At 56.6% G+C, this 19,493-nt stretch carries 32 protein-coding genes; all 32 read right to left on the bottom strand.

Annotated elements, in window-relative coordinates; translation table 11 throughout:
• Positions 1 to 56: 56 nt before the first annotated feature.
• Complete coding sequence (gene bfr, locus LJX93_RS02520; protein WP_008089766.1) at positions 57 to 521, bottom strand: bacterioferritin; 465 nt, start codon at positions 519 to 521, stop codon at positions 57 to 59.
• A gap of 162 nt (positions 522 to 683) precedes the next feature.
• Positions 684 to 2,123 (bottom strand): catalase, encoded by a 1,440-nt coding sequence (locus LJX93_RS02515; protein ID WP_227696717.1) that lies wholly within the window; start codon positions 2,121 to 2,123, stop codon positions 684 to 686.
• A 172-nt stretch (positions 2,124 to 2,295) separates the two neighbouring features.
• Positions 2,296 to 2,682 (bottom strand): 50S ribosomal protein L17, encoded by a 387-nt coding sequence (gene rplQ, locus LJX93_RS02510; protein ID WP_033703488.1) that lies wholly within the window; start codon positions 2,680 to 2,682, stop codon positions 2,296 to 2,298.
• Between the two features lie 42 nt (positions 2,683 to 2,724).
• Complete coding sequence (locus tag LJX93_RS02505) at positions 2,725 to 3,726, bottom strand: DNA-directed RNA polymerase subunit alpha (protein WP_003255452.1); 1,002 nt, start codon at positions 3,724 to 3,726, stop codon at positions 2,725 to 2,727.
• Positions 3,727 to 3,748: 22 nt separating this feature from the next.
• The gene (gene rpsD / locus LJX93_RS02500) at positions 3,749 to 4,369 is read right to left on the bottom strand and encodes a 30S ribosomal protein S4 (protein WP_009681977.1); all 621 of its coding nucleotides are present in this window, start codon (positions 4,367 to 4,369) and stop codon (positions 3,749 to 3,751) included.
• Between the two features lie 15 nt (positions 4,370 to 4,384).
• Positions 4,385 to 4,774, bottom strand: a complete 390-nt coding sequence (rpsK, locus tag LJX93_RS02495) for a 30S ribosomal protein S11 (RefSeq protein WP_003255454.1) — start codon at positions 4,772 to 4,774, stop codon at positions 4,385 to 4,387.
• A gap of 18 nt (positions 4,775 to 4,792) precedes the next feature.
• Positions 4,793 to 5,149, bottom strand: a complete 357-nt coding sequence (gene rpsM, locus LJX93_RS02490) for a 30S ribosomal protein S13 (protein ID WP_003255457.1) — start codon at positions 5,147 to 5,149, stop codon at positions 4,793 to 4,795.
• 131 nt (positions 5,150 to 5,280) lie between these two features.
• A complete protein-coding gene (rpmJ, locus tag LJX93_RS02485) occupies positions 5,281 to 5,397 on the bottom strand; it encodes a 50S ribosomal protein L36 (RefSeq protein ID WP_002555468.1) in 117 nt (38 codons plus the stop codon).
• Positions 5,398 to 5,425: 28 nt separating this feature from the next.
• A complete protein-coding gene (gene secY, locus LJX93_RS02480) occupies positions 5,426 to 6,757 on the bottom strand; it encodes a preprotein translocase subunit SecY (RefSeq protein ID WP_003255459.1) in 1,332 nt (443 codons plus the stop codon).
• Positions 6,758 to 7,192, bottom strand: coding sequence for a 50S ribosomal protein L15 (rplO, locus tag LJX93_RS02475; protein WP_003255461.1), 435 nt, complete (start codon positions 7,190 to 7,192; stop codon positions 6,758 to 6,760). It lies immediately after the preceding gene.
• 3 nt (positions 7,193 to 7,195) lie between these two features.
• Entirely contained in the window at positions 7,196 to 7,372 is a 177-nt protein-coding gene (gene rpmD, locus LJX93_RS02470; RefSeq protein ID WP_008089798.1) for a 50S ribosomal protein L30, read from the bottom strand.
• A 2-nt stretch (positions 7,373 to 7,374) separates the two neighbouring features.
• Positions 7,375 to 7,875 carry a 30S ribosomal protein S5 gene (gene rpsE / locus LJX93_RS02465; protein ID WP_003255465.1) on the bottom strand — a complete coding sequence of 167 codons (501 nt, stop codon included), beginning with the start codon at positions 7,873 to 7,875 and terminating at the stop codon, positions 7,375 to 7,377.
• Between the two features lie 3 nt (positions 7,876 to 7,878).
• Positions 7,879 to 8,229, bottom strand: a complete 351-nt coding sequence (rplR, locus tag LJX93_RS02460) for a 50S ribosomal protein L18 (RefSeq protein ID WP_008089801.1) — start codon at positions 8,227 to 8,229, stop codon at positions 7,879 to 7,881.
• Positions 8,230 to 8,239: 10 nt separating this feature from the next.
• Positions 8,240 to 8,773, bottom strand: a complete 534-nt coding sequence (gene rplF / locus LJX93_RS02455; protein ID WP_003255469.1) for a 50S ribosomal protein L6 — start codon at positions 8,771 to 8,773, stop codon at positions 8,240 to 8,242.
• 12 nt (positions 8,774 to 8,785) lie between these two features.
• A complete protein-coding gene (gene rpsH, locus LJX93_RS02450) occupies positions 8,786 to 9,178 on the bottom strand; it encodes a 30S ribosomal protein S8 (RefSeq protein ID WP_027594873.1) in 393 nt (130 codons plus the stop codon).
• Between the two features lie 209 nt (positions 9,179 to 9,387).
• Positions 9,388 to 9,693 carry a 30S ribosomal protein S14 gene (gene rpsN, locus LJX93_RS02445; RefSeq protein ID WP_012316516.1) on the bottom strand — a complete coding sequence of 102 codons (306 nt, stop codon included), beginning with the start codon at positions 9,691 to 9,693 and terminating at the stop codon, positions 9,388 to 9,390.
• Between the two features lie 13 nt (positions 9,694 to 9,706).
• Positions 9,707 to 10,246, bottom strand: a complete 540-nt coding sequence (gene rplE / locus LJX93_RS02440) for a 50S ribosomal protein L5 (RefSeq protein WP_003255474.1) — start codon at positions 10,244 to 10,246, stop codon at positions 9,707 to 9,709.
• A 20-nt stretch (positions 10,247 to 10,266) separates the two neighbouring features.
• The gene (gene rplX, locus LJX93_RS02435; RefSeq protein WP_003255476.1) at positions 10,267 to 10,581 is read right to left on the bottom strand and encodes a 50S ribosomal protein L24; all 315 of its coding nucleotides are present in this window, start codon (positions 10,579 to 10,581) and stop codon (positions 10,267 to 10,269) included.
• A gap of 11 nt (positions 10,582 to 10,592) precedes the next feature.
• Positions 10,593 to 10,961, bottom strand: coding sequence for a 50S ribosomal protein L14 (gene rplN, locus LJX93_RS02430; RefSeq protein WP_002555479.1), 369 nt, complete (start codon positions 10,959 to 10,961; stop codon positions 10,593 to 10,595).
• 23 nt (positions 10,962 to 10,984) lie between these two features.
• Positions 10,985 to 11,251 (bottom strand): 30S ribosomal protein S17, encoded by a 267-nt coding sequence (gene rpsQ / locus LJX93_RS02425; protein ID WP_023534981.1) that lies wholly within the window; start codon positions 11,249 to 11,251, stop codon positions 10,985 to 10,987.
• Positions 11,252 to 11,253: 2 nt separating this feature from the next.
• Positions 11,254 to 11,445 carry a 50S ribosomal protein L29 gene (gene rpmC / locus LJX93_RS02420; protein ID WP_002555481.1) on the bottom strand — a complete coding sequence of 64 codons (192 nt, stop codon included), beginning with the start codon at positions 11,443 to 11,445 and terminating at the stop codon, positions 11,254 to 11,256.
• Positions 11,445 to 11,858, bottom strand: coding sequence for a 50S ribosomal protein L16 (gene rplP / locus LJX93_RS02415; protein ID WP_003255479.1), 414 nt, complete (start codon positions 11,856 to 11,858; stop codon positions 11,445 to 11,447). Before rplP ends, rpmC begins: the two co-directional genes overlap by 1 nt.
• A 12-nt stretch (positions 11,859 to 11,870) precedes the next feature.
• Positions 11,871 to 12,557, bottom strand: coding sequence for a 30S ribosomal protein S3 (gene rpsC / locus LJX93_RS02410; RefSeq protein ID WP_003255481.1), 687 nt, complete (start codon positions 12,555 to 12,557; stop codon positions 11,871 to 11,873).
• A 13-nt stretch (positions 12,558 to 12,570) separates the two neighbouring features.
• Positions 12,571 to 12,903: a 50S ribosomal protein L22 gene (gene rplV / locus LJX93_RS02405; protein ID WP_003103908.1), complete on the bottom strand. Its 333-nt coding sequence runs from the start codon at positions 12,901 to 12,903 to the stop codon at positions 12,571 to 12,573.
• 11 nt (positions 12,904 to 12,914) lie between these two features.
• Positions 12,915 to 13,190: a 30S ribosomal protein S19 gene (gene rpsS, locus LJX93_RS02400; RefSeq protein ID WP_003255482.1), complete on the bottom strand. Its 276-nt coding sequence runs from the start codon at positions 13,188 to 13,190 to the stop codon at positions 12,915 to 12,917.
• A 16-nt stretch (positions 13,191 to 13,206) separates the two neighbouring features.
• The gene (rplB, locus tag LJX93_RS02395; RefSeq protein WP_008089816.1) at positions 13,207 to 14,031 is read right to left on the bottom strand and encodes a 50S ribosomal protein L2; all 825 of its coding nucleotides are present in this window, start codon (positions 14,029 to 14,031) and stop codon (positions 13,207 to 13,209) included.
• Between the two features lie 14 nt (positions 14,032 to 14,045).
• On the bottom strand, positions 14,046 to 14,345 hold the full coding sequence (gene rplW / locus LJX93_RS02390) for a 50S ribosomal protein L23 (RefSeq protein ID WP_003255484.1): 300 nt from the start codon (positions 14,343 to 14,345) through the stop codon (positions 14,046 to 14,048).
• A complete protein-coding gene (gene rplD / locus LJX93_RS02385; protein WP_003255485.1) occupies positions 14,342 to 14,944 on the bottom strand; it encodes a 50S ribosomal protein L4 in 603 nt (200 codons plus the stop codon). Before rplD ends, rplW begins: the two co-directional genes overlap by 4 nt.
• A 12-nt stretch (positions 14,945 to 14,956) precedes the next feature.
• Positions 14,957 to 15,592: a 50S ribosomal protein L3 gene (gene rplC, locus LJX93_RS02380; RefSeq protein ID WP_027594871.1), complete on the bottom strand. Its 636-nt coding sequence runs from the start codon at positions 15,590 to 15,592 to the stop codon at positions 14,957 to 14,959.
• A gap of 80 nt (positions 15,593 to 15,672) precedes the next feature.
• On the bottom strand, positions 15,673 to 15,984 hold the full coding sequence (gene rpsJ / locus LJX93_RS02375; protein WP_003186070.1) for a 30S ribosomal protein S10: 312 nt from the start codon (positions 15,982 to 15,984) through the stop codon (positions 15,673 to 15,675).
• 141 nt (positions 15,985 to 16,125) lie between these two features.
• Complete coding sequence (gene tuf, locus LJX93_RS02370; protein WP_028614144.1) at positions 16,126 to 17,319, bottom strand: elongation factor Tu; 1,194 nt, start codon at positions 17,317 to 17,319, stop codon at positions 16,126 to 16,128.
• Positions 17,320 to 17,346: 27 nt separating this feature from the next.
• The gene (fusA, locus tag LJX93_RS02365) at positions 17,347 to 19,491 is read right to left on the bottom strand and encodes an elongation factor G (RefSeq protein WP_033703490.1); all 2,145 of its coding nucleotides are present in this window, start codon (positions 19,489 to 19,491) and stop codon (positions 17,347 to 17,349) included.
• Between the last annotated feature and the right edge of the window lie 2 nt (positions 19,492 to 19,493).

Genomic DNA, 19,493 nt, shown 5'->3' with positions numbered 1-19,493 from the left:
TAAAAAAGCCCCTGGTACCGTAGGTGCCAGGGGCTTTTTCACGGGCTGTGGATAACTTACATCTGCGACTGCAGGTAGTTCTCCAGGCCGATCACCTTGATCAGGCCCTGCTGCTTCTCCAGCCAGTAGGTGTGATCTTCTTCGGTGTCAGCCAGCTGTGCGCGCAGGATGTCGCGGCTGATGTAGTCCTTGTGCAGCTCGCACAGCTCGATGCCTTTGCACAGCGCGGCACGCACCTTGTATTCGAGCTTGAGGTCAGCCTCGATCATTTCCGGCACTGTGCTGCCCACTTCGAGGTCATCGGCACGCATGTCGGGCGTGCCTTCGAGCATGAGGATGCGGCGCATCAGCGCATCGGCGTGCTGCGTCTCTTCTTCCATCTCGTGGTTGATGCGCTCGTAGAGCTTGGACAGGCCCCAGTCTTCATACATACGCGAGTGAATGAAGTACTGGTCGCGTGCTGCCAGTTCGCCCTTCAGCAACGTGACGAGGTAGTTGATTACGTCCGGGTGACCTTGCATCGCCCTGCTTCTCCATGTGAAAACATCAATGGACATAGTGTGAACCAGGTTTTGCTCGCGGTCACGGATAAACGCGCAATAACAGGCAAAAAATCGGCTAAACAGTAGTGATATTCATTGAAAAACCGCCCAAATGAGGGCGGTTCTTCTTATCACTTCGAGTTAAGCGAGGTTCACGCCCAACGCCTTGGCAATGCCTTCGCCGTAGGCGGCGTCAGCCTTGTAGAAGTACTGGAGCTGACGCTGGATCACATCCTCGCTCACCCCTGCCATGGCACCGGCGATGTTACTGATCAGCAAGGCCTTCTGCTGTTCGTTCATCAGGCGGAACAACGCACCGGCGTGGCTGTAGTAGTCGTTGTCCTCGCGGTGATCGTAGCGATCAGCCGAACCATTGAGGGCCAGTGCAGGCTCGGCATGGCGTGGGGACTGCTTGGGCGCATCGCCGTAGCTGTTGGGCTCGTAGTTCGGCGCGCTGCCGTAGCTGCCGGTGGCCATAGAACCGTCACGCTGGTAGCTGTTGACTGGGCAGCGCGGTGCATTGACTGGCAGATGCTGATGGTTGGTACCCACTCGGTAGCGGTGCGCATCAGCGTAGGCAAACACGCGGCCTTGCAGCATGCGGTCTGGCGACAGCCCTACACCAGGGACCATGTTGCTAGGGCCAAAAGCGGCCTGCTCGACTTCGGCGAAGTAGTTGAGCGGGTTGCGGTTAAGCTCCAGCACACCCACTTCGATCAATGGGTAGTCCTTTTGCGACCAGGTCTTGGTCACGTCGAACGGGTTCTCGTCGCGGCTGGCCGCCTCGGCTTCACTCATCACCTGAATGCACACTGTCCAGCGCGGGTAGTCGCCACGCTCGATGGCCTCGAACAGGTCGCGCTGGGCGTAGTCCGGGTCTGTGCCGGCCAGGCGTGCAGCGTCGGCTGGGGCGAGGTTCTTGATGCCTTGCTGGGTCTTGAAGTGCCATTTGACCCAGGTGCGCTCGCCTGCCGCACTGATCAGGCTGTAGGTGTGGCTGCCGAAACCGTGCATGTGACGATAGCCGTCCGGAATGCCGCGGTCGGAGAACAGGATGGTGACCTGGTGCAGTGCCTCGGGTGAGTGCGACCAGAAGTCCCACATCATCTGGGCGTTCTTCAGGTTGGATTGCGGGTGGCGCTTCTGGGTGTGGATAAAGTCCGGGAACTTGAGCGGGTCACGGATGAAGAACACCGGGGTGTTATTGCCAACGATGTCCCAGTTGCCTTCCTCGGTATAGAACTTCAGCGCAAAACCTCGCGGGTCACGCTCGGTGTCGGCCGAACCCCGTTCGCCACCGACGGTGGAGAAACGCAGGAAGGTTTCAGTCTGTTTGCCGACCTGCTCGAACAACTTGGCGCTGGTGTATGCGGTGATGTCGCGGGTGACGGTAAACGTGCCATAGGCGCCCGAACCCTTGGCGTGAACACGACGCTCGGGGATGTTCTCGCGGTTGAAGTGGGCGAGCTTCTCGATCAGGTGGAAATCGTCGAGCAGCAGCGGGCCGCGGGGGCCGGCAGAGCGGGAATTCTGGTTGTCAGCTACAGGTGCACCGCTGGCGGTGGTGAGAATCTTGCTCATGGGCTCTCCTTATCGGTCTTGAAGTGCCGGCTAATCGGCTTGGATAGGAGTATTGACGAGCGGTTGTTTCAGGACAAATTCATTACATGACTTGTATCAATAGAAATTAATAATACGTACAGAAACAAAAAACCGGGCACTAGGCCCGGTTTTTTGTAGCAGACAGAACGTCTTACTCGGCAGCTTCTACAGCACCACCGACTGGACGATCAACCAGCTCGACGTACGCCATAGGCGCGTTGTCGCCAGCGCGGAAACCGCACTTCAGGATGCGCAGGTAGCCGCCCTGACGGGAGGCGTAACGCTTGCCCAGATCGTTGAACAGTTTGCCAACAGCGGACTTCGAACGGGTACGGTCGAAGGCCAGACGACGGTTAGCAACGCTGTCTTCCTTGGCCAGGGTGATCAGCGGCTCGGCAACGCGGCGCAGTTCCTTGGCTTTCGGCAGGGTGGTTTTGATCAGCTCGTGCTCGATCAGCGACACTGCCATGTTCTGGAACATAGCTTTGCGGTGAGAGCTGGTACGACTCAGGTGACGTCCACTTTTACGATGACGCATGATTCATTCCTTACCAAACACTACGTTCGGTGATTACGACGATCAGGCGGTCGCCTTGTCGTCTTTCTTAAGACTTGCAGGCGGCCAGTTGTCGAGGCGCATGCCGAGAGACAGACCACGAGAGGCCAGGACGTCCTTGATTTCAGTCAGGGACTTCTTGCCCAGGTTAGGAGTCTTCAACAGCTCTACTTCGGTACGCTGAATCAGGTCGCCGATGTAGTAGATGTTCTCCGCCTTGAGGCAGTTGGCCGAACGTACAGTCAGTTCCAGGTCGTCAACCGGACGCAGCAGGATCGGATCGATCTCGTCTTCCTGCTCGACAACAACCGGCTCACTGTCACCTTTAAGGTCGACGAACGCGGCCAGCTGCTGTTGCAGGATGGTCGCAGCGCGGCGGATAGCCTCTTCAGGATCCAGGGTGCCGTTGGTTTCCAGATCAATGACCAGCTTGTCCAAGTTGGTACGCTGTTCAACACGGGCGTTTTCGACCACATAGGCGATACGACGCACCGGGCTGAACGAAGCGTCCAACTGCAGACGGCCAATGCTACGGCTTTCGTCTTCGTCGGTCTGACGGGAGTCGGCCGGCTCGTAACCACGACCACGAGCTACGGTGAGCTTCATGTTCAGGGCGCCATTCGACGCCAGGTTCGCGATTACGTGATCGGGGTTGACGATCTCGACATCGTGATCCAGCTGAATATCGGCAGCGGTAACCACCCCCGAACCCTTTTTCGACAAGGTCAGCGTAACTTCGTCACGACCGTGCAGTTTGATAGCCAGGCCTTTCAGGTTCAACAGGATTTCAATGACGTCTTCCTGAACACCTTCGATCGCGGAGTACTCATGGAGTACGCCATCGATCTCGGCCTCGACTACTGCACAGCCAGGCATGGAGGACAACAGGATGCGGCGCAGCGCGTTGCCCAGGGTATGGCCGAAGCCACGCTCGAGAGGCTCGAGCGTGATCTTGGCGCGGGTCGGACTGACTACCTGCACATCAATGTGGCGGGGAGTCAGGAACTCATTTACCGAAATCTGCATGGATGCACCTATTTTCTAGCCCTTACTTGGAGTAGAGCTCGACAATCAGGTTCTCGTTGATGTCGGCGGACAGGTCGCTGCGAGCAGGAACGTTCTTGAAAACGCCCGACTTTTTAGCAGCATCCACATCAACCCACTCAACGCGGCCACGCTGGGCGCACAGTTCAAGGGCTTGAACAATGCGCAGCTGGCTCAGCGACTTCTCGCGAACCGCGACCACGTCACCCGGACGAACTTGGTAGGATGGAATGTTTACAGTCTTACCGTTGACGCTGATCGCTTTGTGCGAAACCAGCTGACGGGACTCGGAACGAGTCGAGCCGAAGCCCATACGGTAAACGACGTTATCCAGACGGCACTCGAGCAGTTGCAGCAGGTTCTCACCGGTTGCGCCTTTTTTCGAGGCAGCAGCTTGGTAGTAACCGCGGAACTGACGCTCCAGAACACCGTAGATACGACGGACTTTTTGTTTCTCGCGCAGCTGGGTACCGTAGTCGGACTGACGGCCACGGCGCTGGCCGTGGATACCTGGGGCTGCTTCGATGTTGCACTTCGATTCCAGAGCGCGAACGCCGCTCTTCAGGAACAGATCGGTGCCTTCACGACGAGACAGTTTGCATTTTGGACCAATGTAACGTGCCATTCTTCTGTCTCCTGATTACACGCGACGCTTCTTCGGCGGACGGCACCCGTTATGCGGGATTGGCGTCACGTCGGTGATGCTGGCGATCTTGTAGCCGCAGCTGTTCAATGCACGAACGGCGGACTCACGACCTGGACCTGGACCCTTGACGTTAACGTCGAGGTTCTTCAGACCGTATTCCAGCGCAGCTTGACCAGCACGCTCAGCAGCAATCTGAGCTGCGAACGGGGTGGATTTGCGCGAACCACGGAAACCCGAACCACCGGAGGTCGCCCAGGACAAAGCATTGCCCTGACGGTCGGTGATGGTCACGATGGTGTTGTTAAAAGAAGCGTGGATGTGGGCGATGCCATCAACCACTGTCTTTTTGACTTTCTTACGAGGACGAGCAGCAGGTTTTGCCATGTCTATATTCCTGGGCGGTTACTTGCGGATCGGCTTACGCGGGCCCTTACGGGTGCGTGCGTTGGTCTTGGTGCGCTGACCGCGAACCGGCAGACCTTTACGATGACGCAGGCCGCGGTAGCAACCCAGGTCCATCAAGCGCTTGATCTTCATGTTGATGTCACGACGCAGGTCACCTTCGGTGGTGAACTTCGCGACTTCGCCACGCAGGGTTTCGATTTGCTCGTCGCTCAGATCCTTGATCTTAGCGGCTGGGTTTACACCAGCGTCTGCACAGATCTTCTGCGCAGTTGTGCGACCGACACCATAGATGTAGGTCAGCGAGATAACAGTATGCTTGTTATCTGGAATGTTGACGCCTGCAATACGGGCCATTCAGTGGGACTCCAATTGACAGCTACCTACGCCCCGGAAGCCAAGAAATAGGGCGCGAGATAATATCGCTGTAGAAACGAATAATCAACCCAGCAGCACACTAGCTGCTGGGTTTGAAGCGACGATCACAATCAGCCTTGGCGCTGTTTGTGACGCGGTTCCGCGCTGCAGATCACTCGTACGACGCCTTCGCGACGGATGATCTTGCAGTTACGGCACAGCTTTTTCACCGATGCACGAACTTTCATTACCGACTCCTCGAACCTTAGGGGCGTATCAGCGCAGCAAACCGCTGCCACCGTAGCCTTTCAGGTTGGCTTTCTTCATCAGGGATTCGTACTGGTGCGAAACGAGGTGCGATTGTACTTGGGACATGAAGTCCATCACAACCACTACCACAATCAGCAACGAGGTCCCGCCAAGGTAGAACGGCACATTTGCTGCCACCACCAGGAACTGGGGCAGAAGGCAGACGGCCATCATGTATAGAGCACCGAACATGGTCAAACGGGTCAGAACGCCATCAATGTAGCGCGCCGACTGCTCACCAGGACGGATACCCGGAATAAAGGCACCGGACTTCTTCAGGTTTTCCGCTACGTCTTTCGGATTGAACATCAACGCTGTGTAGAAGAAGCAGAAGAAAATGATCCCTGCACTAAACAGCAAAATGTTCAACGGCTGACCAGGAGCGATCGACTGCGAGATGTCCTGCAGCCAGCCCATACCTTCGGACTGACCGAACCAGGCACCCAGCGAAGCCGGGAACAGCAAAATGCTGCTGGCGAAAATGGCCGGGATAACCCCTGCCATGTTCACCTTCAACGGCAAGTGGCTGGTCTGCGCAGCGAAGACCTTGCGGCCCTGCTGACGCTTGGCGTAGTGAACGGCGATACGACGCTGACCACGCTCAATGAACACCACGAAACCGATAATCGCTACTGCCAGCAAACCGATAGCGACCAGGGCGAAAATGTTGATATCGCCTGTGCGCGCAGACTCGAAAGACTGCCCGATTGCTCTCGGAAGACCGGCAACGATACCCGCGAAGATCAACATCGAGATACCGTTGCCCACACCGCGCTCGGTGATCTGCTCGCCCAGCCACATCATGAACATCGCGCCTGCCACAAACGTGGAAACCGCGACGACATGGAAGCCTAGACCGGCAGAAAACGCCACGCCCTGGTTGGCCAGGCCAATGGACATGCCAATGGCTTGGACCAGCGCCAGAATAACGGTGCCGTAGCGGGTGTACTGGCTGATCTTGCGACGGCCAGCTTCACCTTCCTTCTTCAACTGCTCCAGTTGCGGGCTGACCGCCGTCATCAGCTGCATGATGATCGATGCCGAAATGTACGGCATGATCCCCAGTGCAAAGATGCTCATGCGCTCAAGCGCACCACCGGAAAACATGTTGAACAAGCTAAGAATGGTCCCCTCATTCTGCCGAAACAGATCCGCCAAACGGTCCGGATTGATGCCTGGAACCGGGATATGCGCACCTATCCGATAGACGATGATCGCCATGAACAGAAAGCGCAGACGAGCCCAGAGTTCCGACATCCCGCCCTTACCGAGCGAAGAGAGAGCACCTTGCTTAGCCATTTATTCCTCGAATTTGCCGCCAGCTGCTTCGATAGCCGCACGCGCACCCTTGGTGGCTGCGATGCCCTTGATGGTGACTGCGCGAGTAACTTCGCCAGACAGCATGATTTTCACACGCTGAATGTGCTGGTTGATCACGTTGGCATCCTTCAGGGATTGCACGGAGATCACGTCGCCTTCCACTTTGGCCAGCTCGGACAGACGCACTTCTGCGCGGTCCATGGCTTTCAGCGAAACGAAGCCGAATTTCGGCAGACGACGGTGCAGCGGCTGTTGACCGCCTTCGAAGCCCGGAGCGATCGAACCACCCGAACGGGAGGTCTGACCTTTGTGGCCACGGCCGCCGGTCTTACCCAGACCGCTACCGATACCACGACCCGGACGATGTTTTTCGCGACGGGAACCCGGCGCTGGACTCAGATCATTGAGTTTCATCGATTAACCCTCGACGCGCAGCATGTAGTAAGCCTTGTTGATCATCCCGCGATTCTCGGGAGTATCCTGGACTTCTACAGTGTGACCGATGCGACGCAGACCCAGACCCTTAACGCACAGTTTGTGGTTAGGAATACGGCCCGAGACGCTCTTGATCAGCGTTACTTTAACGGTTGCCATGATCAGAAGATCTCCTCGACGCTCTTGCCGCGCTTGGCAGCAATGGATTCAGGAGATTGCATGGCTTTCAGACCCTTGAAGGTGGCGTAAACCACGTTCACTGGGTTGGTCGAACCGTAGCACTTGGCCAGAACGTTCTGAACACCAGCAACTTCCAGGACAGCACGCATTGCGCCGCCGGCGATGATACCGGTACCTTCCGAAGCAGGCTGCATGTAAACCTTCGAGGCGCCGTGGGCAGCCTTGGTGGCGTACTGCAGGGTAGTGCCCTTCAGGTCAACCTGGATCATATTGCGACGAGCAGCTTCCATGGCTTTCTGGATCGCGGCTGGTACTTCGCGCGACTTGCCACGGCCGAAGCCAACACGACCTTTACCATCACCTACCACGGTCAACGCGGTGAAGGTGAAGATACGGCCGCCTTTTACGGTCTTGGCAACGCGGTTAACTTGAACCAGCTTCTCGATGTAGCCTTCGTCGCGCTTTTGATCGTTATTTGCCATAACTTAGAACTCCAGCCCGCCTTCACGAGCAGCATCAGCCAGCGCTTTGACGCGGCCATGGTACTTGAAGCCGGAACGGTCAAAGGCAACTTGAGATACACCGGCGGCTTTCGCACGCTCAGCTACCAGCTTGCCAACCTTAGTGGCCGCGTCGATGTTGCCAGTGGCGCCATCACGCAGGTCTTTGTCCAAGGTCGAGGCGCTTGCCAGAACCTTGCTGCCGTCGGCCGAAATGACCTGGGCATAGATGTGCTGCGAGGAGCGGAACACGCACAGGCGCACGACTTCGAGTTCGTGCATCTTGAGGCGTGCTTTGCGAGCGCGACGCAGTCGAGTAACTTTTTTGTCGGTCATTTGCTAGGCCCTACTTCTTCTTGGCTTCTTTACGACGGACTACTTCGTCCGCGTAACGCACACCTTTACCTTTGTAAGGCTCTGGCGGACGGAAGTCGCGGATTTCAGCGGCCACCTGACCTACCAGCTGCTTGTCGATACCCTTGATCAGGATGTCGGTCTGGCTAGGTGTTTCAGCGGTGATACCGGCTGGCAGTTCGTAGTCCACTGGGTGCGAGAAGCCCAGGGCCAGGTTCAGGACGGTGCCCTTGGCCTGAGCCTTGTAACCAACACCGACCAGCTGGAGCTTACGCTCGAAGCCTTGGCTTACGCCTTGGACCATGTTGTTGACCAGAGCGCGGGTAGTACCGGCCATGGCGCGAGCTTGCTGGTCACCATTGCGAGCGACGAAACGCAGCTCACCAGACTCTTCGGTAACTTCAACAGACGAGTGAACGTTCAGTTCGAGAGTGCCTTTGGCACCCTTCACCGAAAGCTGCTGGCCGGCGAATTTGACTTCGACACCAGATGGCAGCTTAACGGGGTTCTTAGCGACGCGAGACATGTCTATCCCCCCTTAGAACACTGTGCAGAGAACTTCGCCGCCGACGCCGGCAGCGCGCGCAGCGCGATCAGTCATCACACCTTTGTTGGTGGAGACAATAGACACGCCCAGACCGCCACGTACTTTCGGCAGATCGGTGACGGCCTTGTACTGGCGCAGGCCTGGACGGCTGGAGCGCTTCAGTTCCTCGATGACCGGACGGCCTTCGAAGTACTTCAGTTCGATCGACAGGGAGGGCTTGGCTTCGCCACTGACTTGGTAGCCAGCGATGTAACCTTCATCCTTCAGAACTTTGGCAACCGCAACCTTCAGCGTAGAGGAAGGCATGCTCACGACGGACTTTTCAGCCATCTGGGCATTACGGATGCGAGTTAGCATGTCCGCTAACGGGTCCTGCATACTCATGGGCTAGATGCTCCTGATACAAGAATTATTAGCCTTGCGGCTATCACAACCACCCGAGCGGGTTGGGTAAAAAACCCAGGCTCAGGTGAGCCGGTCATTCTAGACACAAGGCAGAAACGAAACAAGCCCCATATAGGGGCTTGTTTGTTGGCGAGGTCACCGGCGGTCGGAAGATTGCTCCCCTTCCGCCGGGATCACACCTGCAGCGATTACCAGGAGGCCTTGACCAGACCTGGTACGTCACCACGCATTGCCGCTTGACGCAGCATGTTACGGCCCAGGCCGAACTTACGGTATACACCGTGAGGACGACCGGTCAGGCGGCAACGGTTGCGCAGACGCGCAGCGCTGGCATCACGTGGCTGCTTCTGCAGAGCGACAACGGCAGCGAAACGCTCTTCAGGAGAGGCGTTCAGGTTGACGATGGTCGCTTTCAGCTCAGCACGCTTTTTGGCGAACTTGGCTACCGTGAGCTGACGCTTCAGCTCGCGGTTTTTCATGCTCTTCTTGGCCATTTTCCTACTCCAATCAGTTGCGGAACGGGAATTTGAAAGCACGCAGCAGAGCGCGGCCTTCGTCATCCGAACGAGCAGTGGTGGTCAGGGTGATGTCCAAACCGCGCAGAGCATCGATCTTGTCGTAATCGATTTCCGGGAAGATGATCTGCTCTTTCACGCCCATGCTGTAGTTGCCACGGCCATCGAAGGACTTGGCATTCAGGCCGCGGAAGTCGCGAACCCGAGGCAGGGAGATCGCCAGCAGGCGGTCCAGGAATTCGTACATCTTGTCGCTACGCAGGGTCACCTTGACGCCGATCGGCCATCCTTCACGGACTTTGAAGCCCGCGATGGATTTACGAGCGAAAGTCACGACCGGCTTTTGACCGGTGATCTTTTCCAGGTCGGCAACAGCGTGCTCGATGACTTTTTTGTCGCCGATCGCTTCGCCCAGACCCATGTTCAGGGTGATTTTGGTAACGCGCGGAACTTCCATCACGTTCGACAGCTTAAGTTCTTCCTTAAGCTTGGGAGCGATTTCGTTCCGGTAAATCTCTTTCAGTCGTGCCATGGTCTTCTACCTAGCAGTGTTCAAGCATCAACCGCTTTTTGGGTCGACTTGAAGACACGAATTTTCTTACCGTCTTCTACTTTGAAACCAACGCGGTCAGCCTTGTTGGTTTCGCCGTTGAAGATGGCAACGTTGGAAGCGTGCAGAGGCGCTTCTTTCTCGACGATACCGCCCTGAACGCCCGCCATCGGGTTAGGCTTGGTATGACGCTTGACCAGGTTCACACCACCGATAACCAGACGGTCATCAGCAAGAACCTTCAGCACCTTACCGCGCTTACCTTTGTCTTTGCCGGCGATCACGATGATCTCGTCGTCACGACGAATCTTTTGCATGTCGGATCTCCTTACAGCACTTCAGGGGCGAGCGAGACGATCTTCATGAACTTCTCAGTACGAAGTTCACGGGTCACTGGCCCGAAGATGCGAGTGCCGATCGGCTCTTGCTTGTTGTTCAGCAGAACAGCAGCGTTGCCGTCGAAACGAATGATGGAACCGTCAGCGCGACGTACACCGTGACGGGTACGGACGACAACAGCGGTCATCACCTGGCCTTTTTTGACCTTACCGCGCGGAATTGCTTCCTTGACGGTTACTTTGATGATGTCACCGATGCCAGCGTAACGACGGTGCGAACCGCCGAGTACCTTGATGCACATGACGCGACGAGCGCCGCTGTTATCGGCCACATCGAGCATGGATTGAGTCTGAATCATAAAATTTCTCCGACCCCTAGCCCTTAGACTTCAACAGCGCGTTCGAGGACTTCAACCAGTGCCCAGGACTTGGTCTTGGCCAGCGGACGGGTTTCGGTAATCGAAACTTTGTCGCCGATCTTGCACTGGTTGGTTTCGTCGTGCGCGTGCAGCTTAGTCGAACGCTTAACGTATTTACCGTAGATCGGGTGCTTTACGCGACGCTCGATCAGAACGGTGATGGTCTTGTCCATTTTGTCGCTGACGACACGGCCAGTCAGCGTACGGACGGTTTTTTCAGCTTCAGCCATGATCACTTACCTGCCTGCTGGTTGAGCACAGTTTTCACGCGAGCGATGTCACGCTTAACTTGCGAGAGCAGGTGCGACTGCCCCAACTGGCCAGTTGCTTTCTGCATGCGCAGATTGAACTGGTCGCGCAGCAAGCCGAGCAGTTGCTCGTTCAGCTGCTGTGCCGATTTTTCACGAAGTTCATTCGCTTTCATCACATCACCGTCCGCTTAACAAAGGAGGTGGCGAGAGGCAGCTTTGCAGCAGCCAGGGCGAAAGCTTCGCGCGCCAGCTCTTCAGAAACACCCTCGATCTCGTACAGGACTTTGCCTGGCTGGATCTGGGCAACCCAGTATTCCACGGAGCCCTTACCTTTACCCATACGAACCTCGAGAGGCTTCTTGGAGATCGGCTTGTCCGGGAACACACGGATCCAGATCTTGCCGCCACGTTTAACGTGACGGGTCAGAGCACGACGTGCCGACTCGATCTGGCGGGCGGTGAGGCGACCGCGAGCAACAGCTTTCAGGGCGAATTCGCCGAAGCTGACTTTGCTACCGCGCAGTGCCAGACCACGGTTGTGGCCAGTCATCTGCTTGCGGAATTTTGTACGCTTTGGTTGCAACATTTGGCGTACCCCTTACTTAGCAGCTTTTTTACGAGGCGCTGGTGCTTGTGGTTTCAGTTCTTCTTGGCGACCACCAATAACTTCGCCTTTGAAGATCCAAACCTTCACACCGATCACACCATAAGTGGTGTGAGCTTCGTAGGTGTTGTAGTCGATATCGGCACGCAGGGTGTGCAGAGGCACACGACCTTCGCGATACCACTCGGTACGAGCAATCTCGGCGCCGCCGAGACGACCGCTCACCTGGATCTTGATGCCCTTGGCACCAATACGCATGGCGTTCTGTACGGCGCGCTTCATGGCGCGACGGAACATTACGCGGCGTTCCAGCTGCTGAGCTACGCTCTGCGCAACCAGCATAGCGTCGAGCTCCGGCTTGCGGATCTCTTCGATGTTGATGTGCACAGGCACACCCATCTGCTTGGTCAGGTCCTGACGCAGCTTCTCGACATCCTCACCTTTCTTACCGATAACGATACCGGGACGAGCAGTGTGGATGGTGATGCGTGCAGTTTGAGCCGGACGATGAATATCGATACGGCTTACGGACGCGCTTTTTAGTTTGTCTTGGAGGTACTCACGTGTTTTCAGATCCTTCAACAGGTAATCTGCGTAAGTAGCACCGTCTGCGTACCAGACGGAGGTGTGCTCCTTGACGATTCCCAGGCGAATGCCAGTGGGATGTACTTTCTGACCCATCTGATCGACTCCGTTACTTGTCCGCAACCTTGACAGTGATATGGCAAGACCGCTTGACGATGCGATCAGCACGGCCTTTGGCACGTGGCATGATGCGCTTCAGCGAACGCCCTTCGTTGACGAAGACGGTGGAGACCTTCAGGTCATCAACGTCTGCGCCTTCGTTGTGTTCGGCGTTGGCAACGGCCGACTCGAGGACTTTCTTCATGATTTCAGCGGCTTTTTTGCTGCTGAAGGCCAACAGGTTGAGCGCTTCGCCCACCTTCTTCCCGCGGATCTGGTCGGCGACCAAGCGGGCTTTCTGGGCGGAGATGCGAGCGCCCGACAACTTAGCGGCTACTTCCATTTCCTTACCCCTTAACGCTTGGCTTTCTTGTCAGCCACGTGCCCGCGATAGGTGCGGGTACCGGCGAACTCGCCCAGTTTGTGGCCGACCATGTCTTCGTTCACGAGAACTGGGACATGCTGGCGACCGTTATGAACCGCGATGGTCAGACCGACCATTTGTGGCAGGATCATCGAGCGACGCGACCAGGTTTTAACTGGCTTGCGATCGTTCTTCTCCACCGCCACTTCGACCTTCTTCAACAGGTGAAGATCGATAAAAGGACCTTTTTTCAGAGAACGTGGCACTGTCGTATCCCTCTAGTTACTTGCGACGACGGACGATCATGTTGTCGGTACGCTTATTACCACGGGTTTTAGCACCCTTGGTTGGGAAGCCCCATGGCGATACCGGATGACGACCACCAGAGGTACGACCTTCACCACCACCATGTGGGTGGTCAACCGGGTTCATGGCAACACCACGAACGGTTGGGCGAACGCCGCGCCAGCGTTTGGCACCTGCTTTACCCAGCGAACGCAGGCTGTGCTCGGAGTTCGAGACTTCGCCCAGGGTCGCACGGCACTCAGCCAGTACTTTACGCATCTCACCGGAGCGCAGACGCAGAGTCACGTAGACGCCGTCACGAGCGATCAGCTGAGCCGAAGCACCAGCGGAACGAGCGATCTGAGCACCTTTACCCGGCTTCAGTTCGACGCCGTGAATGGTGCTACCTACTGGGATGTTGCGCAGCTGCAGGGAGTTACCGGCCTTGATTGGGGCCAGGGCACCTGCGATCAGCTGGTCGCCAGCGCTCACGCCTTTAGGGGCGATGATGTAGCGACGCTCACCGTCTGCGTAGCACAGCAGGGCGATGTGAGCAGTACGGTTTGGATCGTATTCGATACGCTCGACAGTGGCTGGGATGCCATCTTTGTCGTTGCGACGGAAGTCGACCAGACGGTAATGCTGCTTGTGACCACCACCAACGTGACGAGTGGTAATGCGGCCATTGTTGTTACGACCACCAGACTTCGACTTCTTCTCGAGCAGCGGTGCGTGAGGAGCGCCTTTATGGAGCTCCTTGTTGACCACCTTGACCACGAAACGGCGGCCAGGGGAAGTCGGTTTGCATTTAACGATTGCCATGATGCACCCCTTCCTTACTCAGCACTGCTGCTGAAATCGAGATCTTGGCCTGGCTGAAGGGAGACAATTGCCTTCTTCCAGTCATTACGCTTGCCCAGACCACGTGCGGTACGCTTGGTTTTACCCAGAACGTTAACGGTCGACACGTTTTCAACTTTTACGTTGAACAGGCCTTCGACAGCTTTCTTGATTTCCAGCTTGGTTGCGTCGGTAGCAACCTTGAATACGAACTGGCCTTTCTTCTCAGCCAGAACGGTAGCCTTCTCGGAAACGTGCGGGCCAAGGAGGACTTTGAATACGCGTTCCTGGTTCATCCCAGCAGCTCCTCGAATTTCTTCACGGCCGAGACAGTGATCAACACTTTCTCGTATGCGATCAGACTGACCGGGTCGGAACCTTGAACGTCACGTACATCGACGTGCGGCAGGTTGCGAGCAGCCAGGTACAGGTTCTGATCAACAGCGTCCGAAACGATCAGAACGTCGCTCAGACCCATGCCGTTCAGCTTGTTCAGCAGATCTTTGGTTTTCGGTGCTTCAACAGCGAAGTCCTGAACCACGACCAGACGGTCGCTACGCACCAGCTCAGCGAGGATGGAGCGCAGTGCTGCGCGATACATCTTCTTGTTGAGCTTTTGCGAGTGATCTTGAGGGCGAGCTGCGAAGGTAACACCACCGCCACGCCAGATCGGACCACGAGTGGTACCAGCACGAGCACGGCCAGTACCCTTCTGACGCCATGGGCGCTTACCGCCACCAGCCACGTCGGAACGGGTCTTTTGCTGCTTGGTGCCCTGACGGCCGCCGGCCATGTAGGCCACGACTGCTTGGTGAACCAGCGTCTCGTTGAATTCGCCACCGAAAGTCAGTTCGGAAACTTCGATCGCCTGAGCGTCATTTACATTAAGTTGCATGTCAGTTTCCCCTTAACCGCGAGCCTTGACAGCCGGACGTACAACCACGTCGCCGCCAGTAGCGCCAGGAACGGCACCCTTGATCAGCAGCAGGTTGCGTTCAGCGTCTACGCGTACTACTTCCAGGGACTGAACAGTCACGCGCTCGGCGCCCATGTGGCCGGACATTTTCTTGCCCTTGAACACACGACCAGGAGTCTGGCACTGGCCGATGGAGCCTGGGACACGGTGCGACACGGAGTTACCGTGGGTGTTGTCCTGACCACGGAAGTTCCAGCGCTTGATGGTACCGGCGAAGCCTTTACCTTTGGACTGACCAGTAACGTCTACCAGCTGGCCTGCAGTGAAGAGTTCAGCTTTGATCGAGTCGCCAGCCTGGAACTCGCCTTCTTCAAGGCGGAACTCCCAGACACCGCGACCAGCGGCAACGTTCGCTTTAGCGAAGTGACCTGCTTGAGCAGCAGTCACACGCGAAGCACGACGCTCGCCGACAGTGACTTGCACTGCACGGTAGCCATCGGTTTCTTCAGTCTTGAACTGGGTGACGCGATTCGGCTCGATCTCAATGACCGTGACCGGAATGGAGACACCTTCTTCGGTGAAAACGCGGGTCATACCGCATTTACGACCGACTACACCAATAGTCATGTTGTAACCTCATGAGTGTACGGGGCTTTCACCCGCTATGGCCGCCCATTTCAGAGCGTTACACGGACAAGACCGAAGTCTTAGCCGAGGCTGATCTGCACTTCCACACCTGCCGCGAGATCAAGCTTCATCAGCGCATCAACGGTTTTATCCGTTGGCTGGACGATGTCCAGAACGCGCTTATGAGTGCGAATCTCGTACTGGTCACGCGCGTCTTTGTTGACGTGCGGGGAGACCAGAACGGTGAAACGCTCTTTGCGGGTAGGCAGTGGAATTGGACCACGCACTTGTGCACCAGTACGTTTCGCGGTTTCCACGATTTCCTGGGTGGATTGGTCGATCAGGCGATGGTCGAAAGCCTTCAACCTGATACGGATTTGCTGATTTTGCATTGGATTTCAGACTCCAGGCTGTTCCCAACGGACGCACTACGCCCGCTAAAAGGAGGCGTGATTCTATAGACGGCTCAATTTAGTGTCAACCCAATAAAAAAAACCCCCGCTGAGCGGGGGTTTTTTCAATCGATCGAGTGATTACTCGATGATTTTGGCTACGACGCCGGCGCCGACGGTACGACCGCCTTCACGGATAGCGAAGCGCAGACCGTCTTCCATTGCGATGGTCTTGATCAGCGTGACAGTCATCTGAATGTTGTCACCTGGCATTACCATTTCAACGCCTTCCGGCAGTTCGCAGTTACCGGTCACGTCAGTGGTACGGAAGTAGAACTGAGGACGGTAGCCTTTGAAGAACGGAGTGTGACGGCCGCCTTCTTCCTTCGACAGGACGTAGACTTCTGCGGTGAACTTGGTGTGCGGCTTGACCGAACCTGGCTTGACCAGAACCTGGCCACGCTCAACGTCGTCACGCTTGGTACCACGCAGCAGAACGCCGCAGTTCTCGCCAGCACGACCTTCGTCCAGCAGCTTGCGGAACATCTCAACACCGGTGCAGGTGGTGGTGGTGGTGTCACGCAGACCAACGATTTCCAGCGGATCCTGAACGCGGACGATACCACGCTCGATACGACCGGTAACAACGGTACCACGACCCGAGATCGAGAATACGTCTTCGATTGGCATCAGGAACGGCTTGTCGATAGCACGCTCTGGCTCTGGGATGTAGCTGTCCAGGGTTTCAACCAGCTTCTTGACGGCAGTGGTGCCCATCTCGTTGTCGTCTTTGCCTTCCAGCGCCATACGAGCCGAACCGATGATGATCGGAGTGTCGTCGCCTGGGAAGTCATAGGTGGACAGCAGGTCGCGAACTTCCATCTCGACCAGTTCCAGCAGCTCAGCGTCGTCTACCAGGTCAGCCTTGTTCAGGAAGACCACGATGTACGGAACGCCAACCTGACGGGACAGCAGGATGTGCTCACGGGTTTGTGGCATCGGGCCATCAGCGGCCGAGCAAACCAGGATCGCGCCGTCCATCTGGGCAGCACCGGTGATCATGTTCTTCACGTAGTCAGCGTGACCTGGGCAGTCGACGTGAGCGTAGTGACGAATGTTCGAGTTGTACTCGACGTGAGCGGTGTTGATGGTGATACCGCGCGCTTTTTCTTCCGGAGCCGAGTCGATCTTGTCGAACTCAACGACTGCCGAACCGAAAACTTCGGAGCAGACGCGAGTCAGAGCTGCGGTCAGAGTGGTCTTACCGTGGTCAACGTGGCCGATAGTGCCGACGTTAACGTGGGGAAGGGAACGATCAAATTTTTCTTTAGCCACGACAGTGAACCTCTTGCCTAAAGGGGATTAGCCTTGTTTTTTAACGAGTGCTTCGACGATGTTCGACGGAGCTTCGGCGTATTTGGAGAATTCCATGGAGTAGCTTGCGCGACCCTGAGACATGGAACGAACGTCGGTCGCATAACCGAACATCTCTCCGAGCGGTACCTCAGCAGTGATTACCTTGCCGGACACCGAGTCTTCATTACCCTGGATCATCCCGCGACGACGGCTCAGGTCACCCATCACGTCACCCAGGTAGTCTTCCGGAGTTACAACTTCGACCTTCATGATCGGCTCAAGCACCACGCCACCACCCTTCTGGGCCAGTTGCTTGGTCGCCATCGAAGCGGCGATCTTGAACGCCATTTCGTTGGAGTCGACGTCGTGGTACGAACCGTCGAATACCGTAGCCTTCAGGCCGAGCAGCGGATAGCCGGCAACAACGCCGTTTTTCATCTGCTCTTCGATACCCTTCTGGATCGGGGCGATGAATTCCTTAGGAATCACACCACCAACGACTTCGTTGGTGAACACCAGACCTTCGGTGATGTTGCCCTTCTCGTCGACGTCCGGCTCCGAGAAACGGATCCAGCAGTGACCGAACTGACCACGACCGCCCGACTGACGAACGAACTTGCCTTCGATCTCGACGTTGGACTTGGTGATCTTCTCGCGGTACGAAACCTGAGGCTTACCGATGTTGGCTTCGACGTTGAACTCGCGCTTCATGCGGTCAACGAGGATATCCAGGTGCAACTCACCCATGCCCGAGATGATGGTCTGACCAGTCTCTTCGTCGGTCTTGACGCGGAACGACGGGTCTTCCTGGGCCAGCTTGCCCAGAGCGATGCCCATCTTCTCCTGGTCAGCCTTGGTTTTCGGCTCTACGGAGAGCGAAATAACCGGCTCAGGGAAGTCCATACGCTCAAGGATGATTGGCTTGTCGGCGTTGCACAGGGTTTCGCCAGTGGTCACGTCCTTCATGCCGATCAGGGCCGCGATGTCGCCAGCGCGTACTTCCTTGATCTCTTCACGCTGGTTGGCGTGCATCTGCACCATACGACCAACGCGCTCTTTCTTGCCCTTGACCGAGTTGATGACGGAGTCACCGGAGGTCAGAACACCCGAGTAGACGCGAACGAAGGTCAGAGTACCCACGAACGGGTCAGTCGCGATCTTGAACGCCAGAGCCGAGAACGGCTCGTCGTCGTCAGCGTGACGCTCGTCTTTACGAACAGCCGGATCGTCTTTGTCCAGATCCTTGTCGTCCGGGTTGATACCCTGGATTGCAGGAATCTCGGTCGGAGCAGGCAGGTAGTCGATGACGGCGTCGAGAACCAGGGGAACGCCCTTGTTCTTGAACGACGAACCACAGACGGCCGGTACGATTTCGCTGGCCAGGGTGCGCGCGCGCAGACCGGCTTTGATTTCGTCGACGGTCAGCTCTTCGCCTTCCAGGTACTTGTTCATCAGCTCTTCGCTGGCCTCGGCAGCCGCCTCAACCATGTTGGAGCGCCACTCTTCAGCCAGCTCCAGCATATCGGCAGGAATTTCTTCCTCGCGATAGGTGGTGCCTTTGTCGTCGTCGTTCCAGTAGATAGCCTTCATCTTGATCAGGTCGACCTGACCCTGGAAGTTATCTTCCGAACCGATGGCCAGCTGAACAGGAACCGGGGTGTGACCCAGACGGTTCTTGATCTGACCTACGACGCGCAGGAAGTTTGCACCGGCACGGTCCATCTTGTTCACGTAAACAACACGTGGAACGCCGTACTTGTTGGCCTGACGCCATACGGTTTCGGACTGAGGCTCAACGCCGGAGGTACCGCAGAACACAACGACCGCGCCGTCGAGTACACGCAGCGAACGCTCTACTTCGATGGTGAAGTCGACGTGGCCAGGGGTATCGATGACGTTTACGCGGTAGTTGTCATACTGACCAACAGAACCTTTCCAGAAGGTGGTAACGGCAGCGGAGGTAATGGTGATACCCCGCTCCTGCTCCTGCACCATCCAGTCGGTGGTCGCGGCGCCGTCGTGCACCTCGCCCATCTTGTGGCTCAGGCCTGTATAGAACAGGATCCGCTCGGTAGTGGTGGTCTTGCCCGCGTCAACGTGGGCACAGATACCAATGTTACGGTAGCGGTTAATTGCTGTAGTACGAGCCATAA

The organism is Pseudomonas sp. HN2-3 (assembly GCF_020691745.1).
Lineage (GTDB): Bacteria > Pseudomonadota > Gammaproteobacteria > Pseudomonadales > Pseudomonadaceae > Aquipseudomonas > Aquipseudomonas capeferrum.
The sequence above is the reverse complement of the archived record's forward strand: the minus strand, read 5'-3'. Positions and strand labels throughout refer to the sequence as shown.